The 17,689-nt window shown below is 60.1% G+C and carries 18 protein-coding genes and 1 pseudogene; 4 read left to right on the forward strand and 15 right to left on the reverse strand.

The annotated features are described in order from the left end of the window. Window positions 1–163 precede the first annotated feature (163 nt). Window positions 164–262, forward strand: a pseudogene (locus FQ182_RS10750) (pilin assembly protein); the annotation flags it as partial. 161 nt (window positions 263–423) lie between these two features. Here the strand turns inward: FQ182_RS10750 and FQ182_RS29725 are convergent. Then, window positions 424–573, reverse strand: a complete 150-nt coding sequence (locus FQ182_RS29725; RefSeq protein ID WP_178114430.1) for a hypothetical protein — start codon at window positions 571–573, stop codon at window positions 424–426. Here FQ182_RS29725 and FQ182_RS10755 point away from each other — a divergent pair. From FQ182_RS10755 to FQ182_RS10765, 3 genes are all read left to right on the forward strand, one after another. Beyond that, a complete protein-coding gene (locus FQ182_RS10755) occupies window positions 545–970 on the forward strand; it encodes a DUF4398 domain-containing protein (RefSeq protein WP_149412486.1) in 426 nt (141 codons plus the stop codon). The two genes, FQ182_RS29725 and FQ182_RS10755, sit on opposite strands and share 29 nt — an antisense overlap. Window positions 971–1,025: 55 nt before the next feature. Next, window positions 1,026–1,808: an OmpA family protein gene (locus FQ182_RS10760; RefSeq protein ID WP_133102171.1), complete on the forward strand. Its 783-nt coding sequence runs from the start codon at window positions 1,026–1,028 to the stop codon at window positions 1,806–1,808. 160 nt (window positions 1,809–1,968) lie between these two features. After that, on the forward strand, window positions 1,969–2,271 hold the full coding sequence (locus FQ182_RS10765; protein ID WP_149412485.1) for a hypothetical protein: 303 nt from the start codon (window positions 1,969–1,971) through the stop codon (window positions 2,269–2,271). A gap of 167 nt (window positions 2,272–2,438) precedes the next feature. On the opposite strand, the gene FQ182_RS10770 is transcribed toward FQ182_RS10765, so the two are convergent. The 14 genes from FQ182_RS10770 to FQ182_RS10835 form a co-directional block, all read right to left on the reverse strand. Further along, window positions 2,439–2,765, reverse strand: coding sequence for a hypothetical protein (locus tag FQ182_RS10770; protein ID WP_149412484.1), 327 nt, complete (start codon window positions 2,763–2,765; stop codon window positions 2,439–2,441). After that, window positions 2,762–3,676: an alpha/beta hydrolase gene (locus FQ182_RS10775; protein WP_149412483.1), complete on the reverse strand. Its 915-nt coding sequence runs from the start codon at window positions 3,674–3,676 to the stop codon at window positions 2,762–2,764. The genes FQ182_RS10770 and FQ182_RS10775 overlap by 4 nt, the downstream gene beginning before the upstream one ends. Window positions 3,677–3,724: 48 nt before the next feature. Beyond that, on the reverse strand, window positions 3,725–5,002 hold the full coding sequence (locus FQ182_RS10780) for a flavohemoglobin expression-modulating QEGLA motif protein (RefSeq protein ID WP_149412482.1): 1,278 nt from the start codon (window positions 5,000–5,002) through the stop codon (window positions 3,725–3,727). Between the two features lie 21 nt (window positions 5,003–5,023). Continuing rightward, on the reverse strand, window positions 5,024–5,572 hold the full coding sequence (locus FQ182_RS10785) for a hypothetical protein (RefSeq protein ID WP_149412481.1): 549 nt from the start codon (window positions 5,570–5,572) through the stop codon (window positions 5,024–5,026). An 18-nt stretch (window positions 5,573–5,590) separates the two neighbouring features. Beyond that, window positions 5,591–6,307: a TetR/AcrR family transcriptional regulator gene (locus tag FQ182_RS10790; RefSeq protein ID WP_133102165.1), complete on the reverse strand. Its 717-nt coding sequence runs from the start codon at window positions 6,305–6,307 to the stop codon at window positions 5,591–5,593. 94 nt (window positions 6,308–6,401) lie between these two features. After that, window positions 6,402–7,904 carry a lysine--tRNA ligase gene (lysS, locus tag FQ182_RS10795; RefSeq protein ID WP_133102164.1) on the reverse strand — a complete coding sequence of 501 codons (1,503 nt, stop codon included), beginning with the start codon at window positions 7,902–7,904 and terminating at the stop codon, window positions 6,402–6,404. Between the two features lie 79 nt (window positions 7,905–7,983). Beyond that, window positions 7,984–9,079, reverse strand: a protein-coding gene (gene prfB, locus FQ182_RS10800) for a peptide chain release factor 2 (RefSeq protein WP_133102163.1) whose coding sequence is annotated in 2 segments (ribosomal slippage) — window positions 7,984–9,006 and window positions 9,008–9,079 — 1,095 coding nt in all. Because the reading frame shifts where the segments join, the coding sequence is not laid out codon by codon here. A 114-nt stretch (window positions 9,080–9,193) separates the two neighbouring features. Continuing rightward, window positions 9,194–10,195 (reverse strand): PleD family two-component system response regulator, encoded by a 1,002-nt coding sequence (locus FQ182_RS10805; protein ID WP_149412480.1) that lies wholly within the window; start codon window positions 10,193–10,195, stop codon window positions 9,194–9,196. Between the two features lie 51 nt (window positions 10,196–10,246). Further along, window positions 10,247–11,257: a chemotaxis response regulator protein-glutamate methylesterase gene (locus FQ182_RS10810; protein WP_149412479.1), complete on the reverse strand. Its 1,011-nt coding sequence runs from the start codon at window positions 11,255–11,257 to the stop codon at window positions 10,247–10,249. Continuing rightward, the gene (locus tag FQ182_RS10815; RefSeq protein ID WP_149412478.1) at window positions 11,254–13,521 is read right to left on the reverse strand and encodes a hybrid sensor histidine kinase/response regulator; all 2,268 of its coding nucleotides are present in this window, start codon (window positions 13,519–13,521) and stop codon (window positions 11,254–11,256) included. The genes FQ182_RS10810 and FQ182_RS10815 overlap by 4 nt, the downstream gene beginning before the upstream one ends. After that, on the reverse strand, window positions 13,518–14,216 hold the full coding sequence (locus tag FQ182_RS10820) for a chemotaxis protein CheW (protein WP_149412477.1): 699 nt from the start codon (window positions 14,214–14,216) through the stop codon (window positions 13,518–13,520). Before FQ182_RS10820 ends, FQ182_RS10815 begins: the two co-directional genes overlap by 4 nt. Further along, window positions 14,213–15,478, reverse strand: coding sequence for a protein-glutamate O-methyltransferase CheR (locus FQ182_RS10825; protein ID WP_149412476.1), 1,266 nt, complete (start codon window positions 15,476–15,478; stop codon window positions 14,213–14,215). The genes FQ182_RS10820 and FQ182_RS10825 overlap by 4 nt, the downstream gene beginning before the upstream one ends. Then, complete coding sequence (locus FQ182_RS10830; protein WP_149412475.1) at window positions 15,468–15,998, reverse strand: chemotaxis protein CheW; 531 nt, start codon at window positions 15,996–15,998, stop codon at window positions 15,468–15,470. Before FQ182_RS10830 ends, FQ182_RS10825 begins: the two co-directional genes overlap by 11 nt. Continuing rightward, window positions 15,998–17,620 carry a methyl-accepting chemotaxis protein gene (locus FQ182_RS10835; RefSeq protein WP_149412474.1) on the reverse strand — a complete coding sequence of 541 codons (1,623 nt, stop codon included), beginning with the start codon at window positions 17,618–17,620 and terminating at the stop codon, window positions 15,998–16,000. The genes FQ182_RS10830 and FQ182_RS10835 overlap by 1 nt, the downstream gene beginning before the upstream one ends. Between the last annotated feature and the right edge of the window lie 69 nt (window positions 17,621–17,689).

Below are 17,689 nucleotides of genomic sequence, written 5' to 3' on the forward strand. Positions count from 1 at the left end.
GTAAGCGCTTCGACTTCAAATGCCCAATCGAAGTTATGGGCGAGGTGATGCAGAAGGCCATGGCTATGCGGCATGATGCTCCAGCTTCAATTCAATGACCGTGTTGCACTCAGCTCCTGCAACCGCCCTGAATGAATTGATAATTCGCATTTCAATTTTTCGACCAACCTCTGAGGACGTCGGCCCTACGCCACGCTTTCTGACGCTGTCACGGCGTTACCTACACGACTTGTCAGCCCTGCCCGACAAGCAAAAACACTGATAAACATTCGTTAAAAAACTTGCCACCCCATCTATTCCGGGCCTCTCAGAGGCCAGGAATACCTCTGCGCAGTGCAAAAGTTCCAACATTTAAATGCTGACAGTCCCGCCAAATAGTTTTTTAGGCAAATCGCCATCTTCTCTGAACTATTCAAAAAAGCCTCAGGTCACAACCAGTAAGCCATCACTTGGAACAGCCGTTTGAAAGGTGTTCTGAGCTTTACCGCCAGACCACACGCGCTGCCCACCGAAGATGGATTTGATGTTTTTCAGGAGGTATCCAATGGAGTTGAAGACCATGAAGACCAGCATTGCCAAATCCTCGTTTAACCACCTGCGCGGGCTCAAGTTGGCCACGCTGGCAATCGGTACCAGCTTCGTACTGGCCGGTTGCGCCGGCAACCCGCCAACCGAGCAGTACGCCGTGACCCAATCGGCGGTGAACAGCGCAGTCAGCGCTGGCGCTACCGAGTTCGCAGCAGTGGAAATGAGGTCCGCCCAGGACAAGCTCAAGCAAGCCGAAATTGCCATGCACGACAAGAAGTATGACGAAGCTCGTCGCCTGGCCGAACAAGCCGAATGGGACGCTCGCGTAGCAGAGCGCAAAGCCCAGGCTGCCAAGGCTGACCAGGCGGTGAAGGACTCCCAGAAGGCTGTTCAGGAGCTGCGTAACGAAGGTATGCGCCCCGCTGCTACTCAGCAGCAGTAAGCCAGCACCCGTGATCGCATTGCACCCGAAATCGAATTGAAAGGACGACACCACTATGCGTAAACAATTGATGATCCCTGCCCTGCTGGCGATGAGCGTTGCTCTGGCGGCTTGCTCCACCCCGCCGAACGCGAACCTGGAAAATGCACGGACCAACTACTCGGCCCTGCAATCCAACCCGCAAGCGACCAAAATCGCCGCCCTTGAAACCAAGGACGCCAGCGAATGGCTGGACAAGGCTGACAAAGCCTACCGCGACAAGGAAGACGAAAAGAAAGTCGATCAACTGGCCTACCTGACCAACCAGCGCGTTGAAGTGGCCAAGGACACCATCGCCCTGCGCGAATCCGAAGCCAAGCTGAAAGGCGCCGGCGACGAACGTGCCCGCGCCCTGCTGGAGGCCCGTGATGCGCAGATCAAGCAGCTGCAAAACAGCTTGAACGCCAAGCAGACCGAACGTGGCACCCTGGTGACCTTCGGTGACGTGCTGTTCGCCACCAACAAGGCCGACCTGAAATCCAGCGGTCTGGTAAACATCAACAAACTGGCGCAGTTCCTCCAGGAAAACCCGGATCGCCAGGTAATCGTTGAAGGCTACACCGACAGCACCGGTGCCGATGCCTACAACCAGAGCCTGTCCGAGCGCCGTGCCACTTCGGTCCAGGTTGCACTGATCAAGATGGGCGTTGACCCGCGCCGCATCGTGACCACGGGTTACGGCAAGGAATACCCGGTTGCCGATAACGGCAGCGTTTCGGGCCGCGCCATGAACCGCCGTGTTGAAGTAACCATCTCCAACGACAACCAGCCGGTCAAACCACGTTCATCGGTTCAATAACCGATCGACTGTCGCTGGACTAAAAAGCCCCCTTCAATGCAAGGGGGCTTCCTTTTGCCTATCCGAAGCTGATATTCCGACCACTGTCATTACCTGGCATCATGGCCTGCATACCCTGCTGGCCGTGCATCATCCGCTTCATTTTTTCCAATATGTCGGCTTGATCACCGCCTACGGCGCCGCCGCCCTGGCTACCACCGCCGCCTTGAGCGCCGCCCGCACCACCCAGCATTTTCATGAGTATTTCGAGCAACTTCTGCTGATCCATTCCCCCTGGCTGGCCAACCTGCTGTCCGCCACCCATCCCTTGCATGCCTGCGCCCGCCATGCTCCCAATGCCACCAATTCCCATACCCATATCCGCACTCCAACATTAACTATTCGTAAGTTATCTATCAGCGGCGCTGACAATCCGTTCAGTGGTTTCTTATGGGAAATGGTTCCAGGCGCTGGCTTTTTCTGAAAGTGGATGTCATGCGCGGGCAGAGAAAACTCATCTGGGTAGGCGCAGTGAATGCTCAGGCGGAGGGTTGGGGGGTGGGGGGTACAAGCGGTTAGCCGAGTGTTCGATTTCGTAGGAGCGTCCCGTGGGCAGGAGCACAACACGCTCCTGCCCACGTGCAACCGCTTTTACTGCTGCAACTGCGGCGTTTCCTGGCCAATGCAGCGCACAGCCTGCTTTTTACTGTTCACCAATACACCGCTGAGGCCTTTCTGTTCCGTATCGAACATCACCAGCACGCCGTCAACGCACTGGGCCACCTGGGCAGCCGGCGTCAGAGAGATCTTGTAATCCTCGCCTGGAACAGTCTTGAGCATGGTGAAGTCACTGAGCAGCAAGGCATCCTCGGGTTTGGCAAAGTGCAGGTAGCCGTAATACCACAGGCAGCCAACGGTACCGATGATAGTGCCGATACCGGTGAGAATCAGGGGGATTGCGTTGCGTTCTTCGCTCATTGCGGGCTCTCTGATGATTCATCTTTTGGATTCGGGGCGGGCCGGTAATTGGGGATTTCCCCCAGGCGGCGCAAGCCATCGAAATGCTGCGGGTCGTCAAGATAGCGCAGCATCACGGTTTGCCAGGTCTTGTCGGCGAAGGTCTGCACATGACCTCCACGGGTCAGTTGCAGCACCCTCGGCGGGGGGGCAGCTTGATACAGACGGATGCCGTTGGAAAGGGGCACGATCGGATCATCCATACTGTGGAACAGCAGTTTCGGCACACCGGTCAGTTGCGCCATGGCGTTGATTGCACTGTCGGCATCCGGCACCAGCCAGGACAATGGTACCTGGAACGGCCATGTTAACCAGGACGTGCTCAGGGCGAATTGCCCTACATCACGATAACTGGCCGGAACGCCATCCAACACCAGGGCCTTGAGCTGGCGCTGACGCTCAGGATGCTCCACCAGGTAATGCACCGCCAGCGCGCCGCCCAAGCTCTGGCCGAGAATGATCAGCGGTTGGCCCTGGGTTTCTGGCGCCTTGTCGATCCAGCTGAAAGCTGCGTCCAGGTCCTGGTAAATCGCCGGCAGCGAGGGTTTGCCTTCGGACAAGCCGTAGCCGCGATAGTCCAGCAGCAGCACTTGATAGCCCTGCTCCGGCAACCACCAACTGCCACCCAGGTGCCAGGCCAGGTTGCCGCCGTTTCCGTGCAGGTGCAGCACCGTGCCCTTGAGCGGCACACCGGCCTTGGCTGGCAACCACCAAGCGTGCAGCTTGACGCCGTCGGCGGTGGTGAGGGTGATGTCGCGGTATTGCAGGTGAGCTTTTTCCGGGGTGAACGGCAGGCCCGGCTCTGGGTAAAACAGCAGGGAGCTGCAGCCGTTCAGGGTCAGTAGCAGGCAAAGAATACCGAAGACTCTCATCCGTTGAAGCCTCTGTAGTGAGCGGGCATGTCGGATCGCCGCAGGCGATCAGAGGATATTGGAGTAATCCGCTTCGATCCGGTCCAGGCTCAAGTGGTTGAGGAAGTTGGAGAAGCACATCCACGCCGCCAACGCGTTCATGTCGCGAAACTGCTCCGGTAGATACTTGGGCGGCACCACCAGGCCTTCATCCACCAATTGGCGCAAGGTACGCATGTCTTCCAGGGTGGTCTTGCCGCAAAACAGCAGCGGCACTTGCTCCAGCTTGCCTTTACGCACAGCCAACTGAATGTAGTTGTAAACCATGATAAAGCCCTTGAGGTAGGACAAATCCTTGGTAAACGGCAGACCCGTAGGCGTCGATCCACGGAAAACCCGGCTGGCATTGCCGTAGCTTTCGGCCATTTCAAAGCCCTGTTCACGGAAGAACTCGTAGACCTGCAAGAAGTCAGCGCCCTCTTCCACCATATGAATGGCGCGGGTGCGGTTAGTCAGTTTGCGCAGGCGGCTGGGGTAGGAGGCAAAGGTGATGATCTCCATCAGAATCGCCAGGCCTTCCTGGGTCACGGTAGACGAGGGCGGGCCCTTGGACAGGAACGTGCAGATCGGCTGATTCTGGCCATTGAGGGTAGTGCCGACATGCACCAGCCCTTCATGGACTTCCAGGGCACGCACGTCGCGCTCGTTGAACATCGCATCGGCGCGGATCTTGATGTAGTCGGCACCTGCCGCCGCATCGGCGACGATGCCGTCGGATTCAAATACGCGGATGGTTTCTTGCGCCTCGCCAAACACCTTGTTCAGGCGGCTTTGTAGCAGGCTGACGGCGTCCTTGGCGGTCAAGGTCTTGGCTTCGTCCTTGAGATCACCACGGCCATCAATGTTATTCAGGTAATCGGAGAGCATCAGGCCGAGGTCGGCCAGGGTCGGGTCACCGGCATGGAACGCATCGGAGGCGGCGCCATACAGCTCCTGGGAAATCAGGCCGAAATCTTCGGTGCCACGGGCTTCGAGCATGCGCACCACCATGCGGTATTCCTTGCACATGCGCCGCATGATCTGCCCAACCGGATTGAACTGGCCGAGCTGGCGGGTGATGTCGCGCTCGATGTTCTGGAACTCCAGTTTCACCGCACTGGAATCGAACGACAGCGGCCGGCTCAGGTAATAGTCGCGGTCTACGGCCGGCATTTCCTTGCCTTTGCCCTTGAGGAACCCCTTGCGGATGTTGTCATCCCACTTTACGGCGTCGAGGACGCGAATCGGTGTTTGCGCCAGCACAATGCGATCAGACAAGGTGCGTATCGTCTGCTGGTAATCGTCCACCCGGTGCTTCCTCTCTAAACGTTATTTGCCTGCACGCTGATAGCGTACGGCTTCGACGAACACGTCGGCATTGGCCGGATCATCCAGGTAGGCAAACACCTGGCTCATGGGACTGTCGATCAGTACACCATCACCCTCCACGGTTTCTACCGCAGCACCGCTCAAGGCTTTCTGCCCGATAGCCTGGTTGATCTGCTCAAGGTCGAGGTTGTAGACCACCAGTTCGTGCTTTTCATCGAACTCAAACCCCGCCAGGATGAAGTGCCCGCCAAACTTGTCGGGCAATGACGCCGACAGGTACCAGCGGTTGCCATGAAGGGACACGCTGAACAGGTATTCATCACGCGCCCCTGGCTTGGCTTTAGGGTAGCTCACAGCTGTATAGCGATTTTCGCCAGCGCGGCTGATTTGCAGATTGAGCGGCTCACCCCAGGCGTTCTTGCTCGTCCACTTGCCAAGCAAGGCATCAGGCGCCGCCTCGCTGGCCGGCAGGGGGTCCTTGAAGGTCACCAGGCAACCGCTGAGCAACAGGAACGACACGGCGATCACGACCACACGCCAGGCTTTCATTGAGTACTCCTACAAGGGTTATACCGAAGCCAACACCAGATGCATGTAACGCTTGAGTATCTCAAGCATCTCGTCGCTGGTCAGAGGCTCTAATCCGCCCAGCAGGCCCTGATACTCCATCCGACCGATAATCGCCGTCAACACTTTGGCATCCTGTTGCGGCTCGCGAGAGCCCAACACCTGAAAAAACTGGCAAGTGCCCTGCAACAGGATTTGCTGGTGAGAGCGTACCAGTTCGGCCAGGCGCGGGTTCAGCAGCGCTTCCTGGCGAAATGCCTGCTCGGCCATCAAGTGCTCGCGACGGGTCAGCAACTGGCGATGGACATAATCGGCAGTCAGCCGCGCAATATCATCGGCCAACTGCGAACGGGACTGCGCACTGCCATCACCGTAGGCAACCATTTCCCGCAGCAGGCCTTCGTTGCGCACCCACAGCTTGCCCATGAACGCCGCGCTGCGCTCCACGTACTGGGCGAAGGTGTCGGTGAGCAGGTCATCGATGTCCTTGAAGTAATAGGTGGTGGCCGACAACGGCACACCCGCCTCTGCCGCCACAGCCCGGTGACGCACGGCGCGGACACCATCACGCACAACGATGCGCATGGCCGCATCGAGAATATCTTGCCGGCGCTGCTCGCTGCCCTGTCGGCTGGCCTTGCGGCCCTGGTACTGAACACTTTCAGCCACGGCAGCGGCGATGCCGGCGGCGCCTTCTTGAGCCATTACGCGGTTCACCACACACATCCTCGATACAGGTTAAAAGCCTGGCGCTTGTGCAGGCCCCATAAAAAAGCCGCCTTATAAAAGGCGGCTTCAGATTTCGCTACGGTTATGCTTCTGGCCGCATGTGCGGGAACAGGATCACGTCGCGGATCGACGGTGAGTTGGTCAACAACATCACCAACCGGTCGATGCCGATGCCTTCACCGGCGGTCGGCGGCATGCCGTACTCCAGGGCACGCACAAAGTCGGCGTCGTAGTGCATGGCTTCGTCGTCGCCGGCGTCCTTGTCGGCCACCTGGGCCATGAAACGCTCGGCCTGGTCCTCAGCATCGTTGAGCTCGGAGTAGGCGTTGGCGATTTCGCGGCCGCCGATGAACAACTCGAAACGGTCGGTGACGTTCGGGTTGTCATCATTACGACGGGCCAGCGGCGAGACTTCGAACGGGTACTCGGTAATGAAGTGCGGCTGTTCCAGCTTGTGCTCCACCAACTCTTCGAAAATCATCACCAGCAGCTTGCCCAGGCCTTCGAAGCCCAGCACCTTGGCGCCGGCTTTCTTAGCGATGGCACGGGCCTTGTCGATGTCGGTCAGGTCGGCTTCGGTCAGCTCAGGGTTGTACTTGAGGATCGAATCAAACACCGACAGGCGCACAAACGGTTCGCCGAAGTGGAACACCTTGTCGCCGTACGGCACGTCGGTGCTGCCCAGGACCAACTGCGCCAATTCGCGGAACAGCTCTTCGGTCAGGTCCATGTTGTCTTCGTAGTCGGCGTAGGCCTGGTAGAACTCCAACATGGTGAATTCAGGGTTGTGACGAGTCGAAACGCCTTCGTTACGGAAGTTGCGGTTGATCTCAAACACTTTTTCAAACCCGCCAACAACGAGCCGCTTGAGGTACAGCTCAGGCGCGATGCGCAGGAACATTCCCATGTCCAGCGCGTTGTGGTGCGTTTCAAAAGGCTTGGCTGCGGCACCACCGGGGATGGTTTGCAGCATCGGCGTTTCCACTTCGAGGAAGTCACGCTGCATCAGAAAAGCACGTGTGTGGGCAATCACTTGCGAACGCACGCGGAACGTATGGCGCACATCTTCGTTAACGATCAGGTCAACGTAACGCTGGCGGTAGCGCTGCTCGGTGTCGGACAGACCGTGGTGCTTGTCTGGCAGTGGGCGCAGGGATTTGGTCAGCAGGCGCACGCTGGTCATTTCAACGTACAGGTCGCCCTTGCCGGAACGGGCCAGGGTGCCTTCGGCTGCGATGATGTCGCCCAGGTCCCAGGTTTTCACCGCGGCCAGGGTTTCTTCGGACAGGGTCTTACGGTTGACGTAGACCTGAATCCGCCCAGACATGTCCTGGATTACCATGAACGAGCCACGGTTGAGCATGATGCGACCTGCCACCTTGACCGGGATAGCAGCCTCTGCCAGCTCTTCCTTGGTCTTGTCCGCGTACTGTTTCTGCAAGTTTTCGCAGTAGGCGTCGCGACGGAAGTCGTTGGGGAAGGCATTGCCCTTGGCGCGCTCAGCAGCAAGCTTTTCCTTGCGCAGGGCGATCAGGGAGTTTTCTTCCTGTTGCAGGGCTTGCGGGTCGAGTTGTTGGTCGCTCATGTCTTTTGAAATTCCATCACAGGTTCGTTGTCCCCAGCCTTCGGCTGGGGATCGCCGGCAAACCGGCTCCTACAGTGCCTTACAGGCCTTGTTTCAGACTGGCTACCAGGTACTCGTCGATGTCGCCGTCGAGGACTTTATCGCAGTCACTGCGTTCGATGTTGGTGCGCAGGTCCTTGATTCGCGACGCGTCAAGCACGTAGGAGCGAATCTGATGACCCCAGCCGATGTCGGACTTGGTGTCTTCCAGGGCCTGGGAGGCGGCGTTGCGCTTCTGCACTTCCTGCTCATACAAACGGGCCCGCAACATTTTCATCGCGGTGTCTTTGTTCGCATGCTGGGAACGTTCGTTCTGGCAGCAGACCACGGTGTTACTCGGTACGTGGGTGATACGTACGGCCGAGTCAGTGGTGTTTACGTGCTGACCACCGGCACCCGAGGAACGGTAGGTATCGATGCGCAGGTCCGACGGGTTGATGTCGATTTCGATGTTGTCATCGATTTCCGGCGACACAAACACGGCCGAGAACGAGGTGTGGCGACGGTTGCCGGAGTCGAATGGACTCTTGCGTACCAGGCGGTGTACGCCGATCTCGGTACGCAACCAACCAAAGGCGTATTCACCCTTGATATGGATGGTCGCGCCCTTGATCCCGGCAACTTCACCGGCAGACAGTTCCATGATGGTCGCGTCGAAACCGCGTTTGTCAGCCCAGCGCAGGTACATGCGCAGCAGGATGTTGGCCCAGTCCTGGGCCTCGGTACCACCGGAACCGGCCTGGATATCCAGGTAGGCGTTGTTGGCATCCATCTCACCGCTGAACATCCGGCGAAATTCGAGTTTTTCCAGGGACTCGCGCAGGCGCTCGACTTCAGCGGCGACGTCATCGACGGCAGCCTGGTCTTCTTCCTCGGCGGACATCAGCAGCAGGTCCTTGGCATCGGCCAGGCCTGAGTGCATCTCGTCAAGGGTGTCTACGATCTGCGCCAGCAGGGAGCGCTCGCGCCCCAGTTCCTGGGCATAGGCAGGGTTGTTCCAGACACTAGGATCTTCAAGCTCGCGATTGACTTCAGTCAGACGCTCATGCTTTTGATCGTAGTCAAAGATACCCCCGAATAGTTTCGGAGCGCTCGGACAGGTCCTTGATACTGTTAAGGATCGGGTTGATTTCCATGGCGGGCAGCACTCGTTGGCGAACTTTTGAAAGCCGAAGAGTATAACGGCAAACGCCTGAAAACGGCAGCCCGCTTGGTCGATTCTGGCTAGGGGGCGCTGCCCTCTGGCCTATTTACTCGATGCCCACCTGATTGCGCCCGTTGTGCTTGGCCAAATACAACCCCTTGTCCGCCGCCGAGATCAACTGCCGGCAATCCGTGCCCTGCACTGGCGTCATGGTCGCCAAACCAATGCTGATGGTCAGGCTCGCGCCTTCAGCCGGGGCTATATGAGGGATTTCCAGGGCTGCTACGGCTTGCCGCAGCTTTTCGGCCACCAATCGCGCACCGCCAGGTGAGGTGCCGGGCAGCACCAGGGCAAACTCTTCACCGCCGTAACGGGCCGGCAGGTCCGAGGGGCGGCTGCTGGAGTCGCGAATGGTCGCGGCCACCTTGCGCAGGGCTTCGTCACCTTCCAGGTGGCCGAAGCTATCGTTGTAGGACTTGAAGAAGTCCACGTCGATCATCAGCAGCGACAACTGAGTCTGGTCGCGCATGGCGCGGCGCCATTCCAGCTCCAGGTACTCGTCGAAGTGCCGACGGTTCGACAGCCCGGTCAAACCGTCGGAGTTCATCAGCCGTTGCAACACCAGGTTGGTGTCCAGCAGTTGCTGCTGGCTGACCCGCAGCGCTCGATACGCCGCGTCCCGCTGCAACAGGGTCATATAGGAGCGCGAGTGGTAGCGAATGCGGGCCACCAGTTCGATATTATCCGGCAGCTTGACCAGGTAATCATTGGCCCCGGCCGCAAACGCCGCGCTCTTGATCAGCGGGTCTTCCTTGGTCGAGAGGACGATAATCGGAATATTCTGCGTGGCCGGGTGGTTACGGTATTCACGCACCAACGTCAGGCCGTCGAGGCCCGGCATCACCAAATCCTGGAGAATGACCGTCGGTTTGATGCGGATCGCCTGGGCGATGGCCTGGTGCGGATCAGCGCAAAAGTGGAAGTCGATATTGTCTTCATGGGCCAGGCCACGCCGCACGGCTTCGCCAATCATCGCCTGGTCGTCGACCAGCAACACCATGGCGGCGTTTTCGTCGGTCTTGAAGTCGTCGAGCTGTAAATTATTCATGTGCAGTCACCTGAATTACTACCTGCAGGCCAGGACAGCGAGTGATATCGGTCATTTTGCGAATACCTCCAGCAATCGTGGCGCGATTCTGTCCAATGGGCGAATTTCAACAGCCGCGTCTATCGCTGCTGCCGCTTTGGGCATGCCATAAACCGCACAGCTTTGCTGATCCTGAGCGATGGTTAGGTAGCCTTGCTGACGCATCAATTTGAGCCCCTGGGCCCCGTCGCGCCCCATGCCGGTCAGCAATACACCGACGGCATCGCCGTTCCAGTGGCTGGCAACACTCTCGAAAAACACGTCGATGGACGGCCGGTAAATTTCGTTCACCGGCTCGGCGGTGTAGGCCAACGTGCCGTTTTTCAACAGCCGAATATGATGATTGGTACCGGCCAGCAGCACCACGCCACTTTGCGGCGGCTCGCTTTCACATGCCAGGCGCACCGGCAAGCCCGAAGCGCTGCTCAGCCATTCGGCCATGCCAGCGGCAAATACCTGGTCCACATGCTGCACCAGCACGATGGCCGCCGAAAAATCCCGTGGCAAGCCCTTGAGCAATATTTCCAGGGCAGCCGGACCGCCGGCAGACGAGCCGATGGCCACCAGGCTCTGGCGTTTTCCCATGGTCCGTTGGGGCACCGACTCGGCACGCACGCGGCTGCCGCGCTGACCGATCAGCCAGCCAATATTGAGGATCTTGCGCAGCAGCGGAGCCGCCGCGTCCTTGGCGTTGCCCACACCCAGCGCCGGGGTATCCACCACGTCCAGGGCGCCATGGCCCATGGCCTCGAAGACGCGGCTGACATTGGCCTCGCGGTCCACGGTGACGATGACAATGGCGCATGGGGTCTCGGCCATGATTTGCCGGGTCGCCTCCACGCCGTCCATCACCGGCATGATCAGGTCCATCAGGATCAAGTCCGGCGTCAATTCGGCACAGCGCTGCACCGCCTCCAGGCCGTTGCTGGCCACCCACACCACCTGATGGGCCGGCTCAAAGTTCAACGCACGGCGCAATGCCTCTACCGCCATGGGCATGTCATTGACGATAGCAATCCTCATGCCCGGGCGCCTCCGATCAGCTCCACCACCGCATCCAGCAGTGCGTCGTCATGGAAGCTGGCCTTGGCTAGATAGTAGTCAGCGCCGGCGTCCAGTCCACGGCGCCGGTCCTCTTCCCGATCCTTGTAAGAAACCACCATCACCGGCAGCGATTGCAGGCGAGTATCACGGCGCAAGAGTGTGACCAATTCAATACCGTCCATGCGAGGCATATCAATGTCAGTAATCAGCAGGTCGAAGTCTTCGGAGCGCAAGGCGTTCCAGCCATCCATACCATCAACGGCGACCGCCACGTCATACCCACGGTTAAGTAATAGCTTGCGCTGCAATTCGCGCACGGTGAGCGAATCATCCACCACCAGAATACGCTTGCGCGCCACTTCGGCAGCCTGCTGAGTGCGCCGGGCGATGCGCTCCAGTCGGCCGGTATTCAATAGTTTGTCTACCGAGCGCAGCATGTCCTCGACATCGACGATCAACACCACCGAGCCATCATCGAGCAAGGCGCCGGCAGAGATATCCTGAACCTTGCCCAGGCGATCATCCAGCGGCAATACCACCAGCGTGCGTTCGCCGATAAAACGCTCCACGGCAATACCGTACACCGCATCCCGCTCGCGGATAACCACCACCTTAAGGGTTTCCTCGTTGCTCTGACCCGGCGGGCGTTGCAGCAACTGGCTGGCGGCCACCAGGCCGACATGCCGGCCCTCGTGCCAGAAATGCTGGCGGCCTTCCAGTTGCACAATCTCGTCGGGCTCCAGGTTGCACATACGTTCGATATGGGCCAGGGGAAAGGCGTAGGCCTCTTCGCCGACTTCCACCACCAGGCTGCGCACCACCGACAAGGTCAGCGGCACTTCCAGATGGAAGCGGCTGCCCTGCCCCGCCGTCTGCTCCAGCACCACCGCGCCACGCAGTTGGCGGACCATATGCTGCACCGCATCCAGGCCGACCCCGCGCCCGGAGACTTCGGTGACCTTGTCCCGCAGGCTGAAGCCCGGCAGGAACAGGAAGGTCAGCAGCTCCTCTTCACTCAGGCGCAGGGCAGTTTCCAGCGGCGACAAATGCCGGTCGACGATAGTGCCGCGCAAGCGCTCAAGGTCAACGCCGTTGCCGTCGTCACTCAGCTCCAGCACCAGCAGACCCGCCTGGTGAGAGGCTCGCAGGCGGATCAAGCCTTCAGCCGGCTTGCCCGCCAGCAGCCGCTGCTCGGGCATTTCGATGCCGTGGTCGACGGCATTGCGTAATAAATGGGTCAACGGGGCTTCGAGCTTTTCCAGAACATCGCGGTCAACCTGGGTCTTCTCGCCTTCGACTTCCAGGCGTACTTGCTTGCCCAGACTGCGGCCCAAGTCGCGGACCATCCGCACCTGCCCGGCCAGCACATCGGCAAACGGGCGCATGCGACAGGCCAGCGCCGTGTCATAGAGCACCTGGGCGCGCTGCCCGGCATGCCAGCCGAACTCATCCAGCTCGGCGGTTTTTTCCGCCAGCAGCAACTGCGCTTCACTCAACAGACGGCGGGTGTCGGCAAGGGCTTCCTGGGCTTCCAGGCTCAGCTCGACGGCCTTGAGCTGGCCGTCAAGGTTATCCAGGGCGCGAGCACTGTTGCTCTGAATACGCTTGAGACGTTGCAGGCTGGCCAGGTAAGGCTTGAGACGCTGGGTTTCCACTAGGGATTTGCTGGACAGGTCCAGCAGGCTGTTCAAGCGCTCAGCGGTGACCCGCAGCACGCGCTCACCGCCTTCGGTCATGGGCTTGCTCTGCCGTGGTAAGTCGGTGCTGACCAGTGGTGCAGGCTCAGGTTGCGCAGGCACGGGCGGCTCAGGCAGCGGCGGCGGTGCGGGCGGTACGATCTTGGCAGACAGCTGCGACGGATCGAGCAAACGCTCCATCAGCGCGACATAAGCTTCGATGTCTGCCGGGCCGACCGTGTTGCCGGGGGTGGCAATGCGCATGAGCAAGTCCGTGCCTTGCAACAACGCATCAATATGTTCGGGCTGCAGGTACAAACGCCCTTCCTGGGCGCTGACCAAACAATCTTCCATGACATGGGCCACGCTGACGCCAGCATCCACCCCGACAATCCGTGCCGCGCCCTTGAGGGAATGGGCGGCGCGCATGCAGGCTTCGAGCTGGTCGGCCTGGGTAGGGTTGCGTTCCAGGGCCAGCAGGCCGGCGCTGAGCACTTGGGTCTGTGCGTCGGCTTCCAGGCTGAACAACTCCAGCAGCGAGGCATCGCGCATCTGGTCGGGGGTCATGTGAGACTCCGGGTCACTGCGGACAACAATTGTTCTTCGTCCAGCCAACGCAGGCTGCGACCTTTGAACTGCAACACGCCTTGGGTAAAGCGGGCGCTGGCCTGGGTACCGGAGGCCGAGGCCGCTTTCAAGATGCGCTCGTCGATGGCATGGATACCGTCCACTTCATCCACCGGCACCACCACCGGCCCGTCAAGCGCTGCGATGATCAACATGCGCGGCATGATCCGCCCGCCGCTCGGGCCGTTGCTGGTGCTGTCCAGCCCCAGCAACTCCACCAGCGACAGGCAGGCCACCAGGGCGCCGCGCACGTTGGCGACGCCGAGCAACGCCCGGGAGCGCTGGTGGGGCAAGGAATGAATCGGCTGCAACGGCGCCACTTCCACCAGGCAGCGCGTGGCGATGCCCAGCCATTCCTCGCCGAGGCGAAACATCAGCAGCGAACGGGTGACGACATCGCCGTGCGCCTCCACAGCCGCCACCGGACGATGGTCGTCCTGTTGCAAGGCATAGCGGTCCAACAACCGGGTAGCGGCGGCGGAATACACTGTACAGTTGCGGCAGTGAATGTGTTCGACCAACAACGGGCAGGATCTGTCGCCATGGATGCCTATGCGATTCCAGCAGTCGTCGATGGCCTGGGTGTCGGCCAGGGTCAAATTCAGGCCCGTGTCCAGGGAGGTAGGGCTGCTCATTGTTTACCCTCACTGTCAGCGGCTCGCTCGCTGCGCGCCGCTCGGGCCTGCAAGCGGCGGGCACCCGCCGTGTCGCCCTGGGATTGGAGCAAGGCGGCCAAATGCATCAAGGCCTGCGGGTGCTGGGGTTCTAGGTACAAGGCTTTTCGATAGTACCCCTGGGCTTCCAGGGCGCTGCCGACCACGTCGCTGAGCAGCCCCAACCAATAGAACACCTGCGCCGCCGGCGGATGGCTCTGTAGATAACGCTCACAGGCGGAACGGGCGTCAAGGCTTTTGCCTTCATTGGCCAGGGTCGCGATCTGGCTGAGCAGATCGGCTGCGTCCGACTGTACGGGTGCAGCCTTGATTGGCACCACCTGCGCAGGGGCTGAAGTGAAAGGCCGGGGCTTGACCGGAATCGGCGCTGCGCTGCGTTGGGGCACGGGTGCCGCCATCGGCACAAAAAACGGCTCCGGCGCAGGCTCAACATGGCGGCTGAAGGCAAAGGACTGCGGCACACCAATCGAGCGCATGCCCAAGCGGCCCAGCAGACTGCCTTCGGCGGGGCCGATAAACAGCACGCCGTCGACATGGGTCAGGCCTTTAAGCACCTCGAACACCTGCTTCTGGGTCGGCTGATCGAAGTAGATCAGCAGGTTGCGGCAAAACACGAAGTCATAGGTCGGTTCATTGGCCAGCAACTGCGGGTCCAGCAGGTTGCCCACTTGCAGGCGCACTTGCTCGCGCACCCGGTCGGCGATGCGATAGCCGTCATGCTCGGCGCTGAAGTGGCGCTCGCGAAAATCGAGGTCCTGGCCACGAAAGGAATTCTTGCCATACACCCCGTGCCGCGCCCGCTCTACCGACAACGGGCTGACGTCCATGCCCTGGACCTTGAACTGATGGGGCGCCAGCCCGGCATCGAGCAAGGCCATCGCGATCGAATAGGGTTCTTCGCCGGTGGAACACGGCAGGCTGAGGATGCGCAGGGCACGCATCTGCTTGATCTCGGCCAGGCGCGCGACGGCGAGCCGGGCCAGGGTGGCGAAGGATTCGGGGTAACGAAAAAACCAGGTCTCGGGGACGATCACCGCTTCGATCAGTGCCTGCTGTTCCTCGCTGCACGTCTGCAGGCGCTGCCAGTATTGATCGGCCGTCAGCCCCTGCAACACCAGGCTGCGCTGGCGCACGGCGCGTTCGATGATGGCTTCGCCCACCGAGGCGACATCCAGGCCAATGCGTTCTTTAAGGAAGTCGAAAAAGCGTTGGTCACTGCTCATCACACACCCCAGGGGTCATGTCGGGGGCGAACAGCAAGGCGCGCACCTCGGCCGTCAGCAGGTCGGCGACACCAATCCACTGCATCAAGCCTCGTTCGTCTTCGCGCACCGGCCCCAGGTAGGGTGCCTGGCGATTGTCCAGGCCGTAGGGCTGGAAGTCGGCCGGGTCGCAGCGCAGGGTGTCGGTTGCCTGTTCAAGGATCAACCCCAGCCAGCATGCATCCATCCAGGGTTCGGGCCGATAGTTGACCAGCACCAGCCGCGTGCTGGTGCGGGCCTGGGCCACTGTGCCGAAGGTCAAGGCGCTGAGGTCGATAACCGGCACCATCACCCCGCGATGGACGAAGATCCCGGCCACCCACGCGGGTGCATGGGCGATGGGCTTCAACGGCAGGCGCGGCAGTACCTCGGCCACTTCCGTGGCTTTGAGGGCATAACGCTCAGTACCGATGTAGAACACCAGGAACAATGCTTTTTTCGCTGCCGACACAGCACCGCCTTTAGCCGCCAGATCGCTCATCAGACTTTGAAACGCGACACGCCACTGCGCAGGCCGACCGCGACCTGGCTCAGCTCATCAATCGCAAAGCTGGCCTGGCGCAAGGACTCCACAGTCTGGCTGCTGGCATCGCCCAATTGCACCAGCGCATGGTTGATCTGCTCGGCGCCGGTGGCCTGGGCCTGCATGCCTTCGTTGACCATCAACACCCGCGGCGCCAAGGCCTGGACCTGATGGATGATCTGCGACAACTGCTCGCCCACCTGTTGCACTTCGGACATGCCACGGCGCACTTCTTCAGAGAATTTATCCATGCCCATCACCCCGGCCGAGACCGCCGACTGGATCTCACGGACCATCTGCTCGATGTCGTAGGTGGCCACAGCCGTCTGGTCCGCCAGGCGTCGCACTTCGGTGGCGACCACGGCAAAACCGCGGCCGTATTCGCCGGCCTTCTCGGCCTCGATGGCAGCGTTGAGCGAGAGCAGGTTGGTCTGGTCGGCGACCTTGACGATGGTCACCACCACCTGATTGATGTTGCCGGCCTTCTCGTTGAGGATCGCCAGCTTGGCGTTGACCAGGTCGGCGGCGCCCATCACCGAATGCATGGTTTCTTCCATGCGCGCCAGGCCTTGCTGGCCGGAGCCGGCGGCCACCGAGGCCTGATCGGCGGCGGTGGACACTTCGGTCATGGTGCGGACCAGGTCCTTGGAGGTCGCGGCGATCTCCCGGGACGTGGCGCCGATTTCGGTGGTGGTGGCGGCCGTTTCGGTAGCCGTGGCCTGTTGTTGCTTGGAGGTGGCGGCGATCTCTGTGACCGACGTAGTGACCTGCACCGACGAGCGCTGGGCCTGGGACACCAGGGCGGTCAGCTCGGTCATCATGTCGTTGAAACCGGTCTCCACGGCACCGAATTCGTCCTTGCGCTCCAAGTTCAGGCGCTTGCTCAGGTCGCCGGTACGCATGGTTTCGAGGATGTCAACGATGCGCTTCATCGGCGCCATGATCGCGCGCATGAGCAGCAGGCCGCAGAGGCCGGCGGCGAGGATCGCCAGGATCAGCGAGATGCCCATGCTGATTTTTGCTGCCTCCACGGAATCGTAGATGGCGTTGGTGGCGCGATCGGCCACGCCTTTGTTTTGGGTGATGATGTCATTGAGCTTCATGCGACCTTCGGTCCAGGTCGGCGTCAATTGCTCGTCGAACAGCACGCGAGCGGCCTGCAGGTCATTGCTCTGGACCTGCTCCAGCACCGCCGCCAGTATCCTGTTGTAGTTGATGTGCGCCGCATTGAAGTTATCGAACTCCATGCGATCTTCTTGGCCATTGATGGTTTTTTCGTAGCTGGCCATCTGCTGTTCAATACGGGTTTCGAACGACTTGAACTCCGCCTTGTCGGTGTCGGTAAGCGCTTTTTCTTCCCGCAACCCAATGATATCGAGGGTGTGCAAATAGCTATCAACCCAGGCACCGCGAATCATCGAGCTTAAATAGACCCCAGGGACTGCATCGTCACGGACCAACTTTTCGCTGACCTCGATCTTCAGCAACCGTGAATACGAGACCACCACCATCAACAACATGATCGCGATAATGACCGCAAAGCTCGCCAAAATCCTTTGGCGCAAGGTCCAGTTCTTCACAGTAATTCCTCGTGGGCCATTCAAATGGAGAGGAGTATAGCTGAGCAGGTGACATCATTATCAAAGGGT

Source organism: Pseudomonas sp. ANT_H4 (genome assembly GCF_008369295.1).
GTDB lineage: Bacteria > Pseudomonadota > Gammaproteobacteria > Pseudomonadales > Pseudomonadaceae > Aquipseudomonas.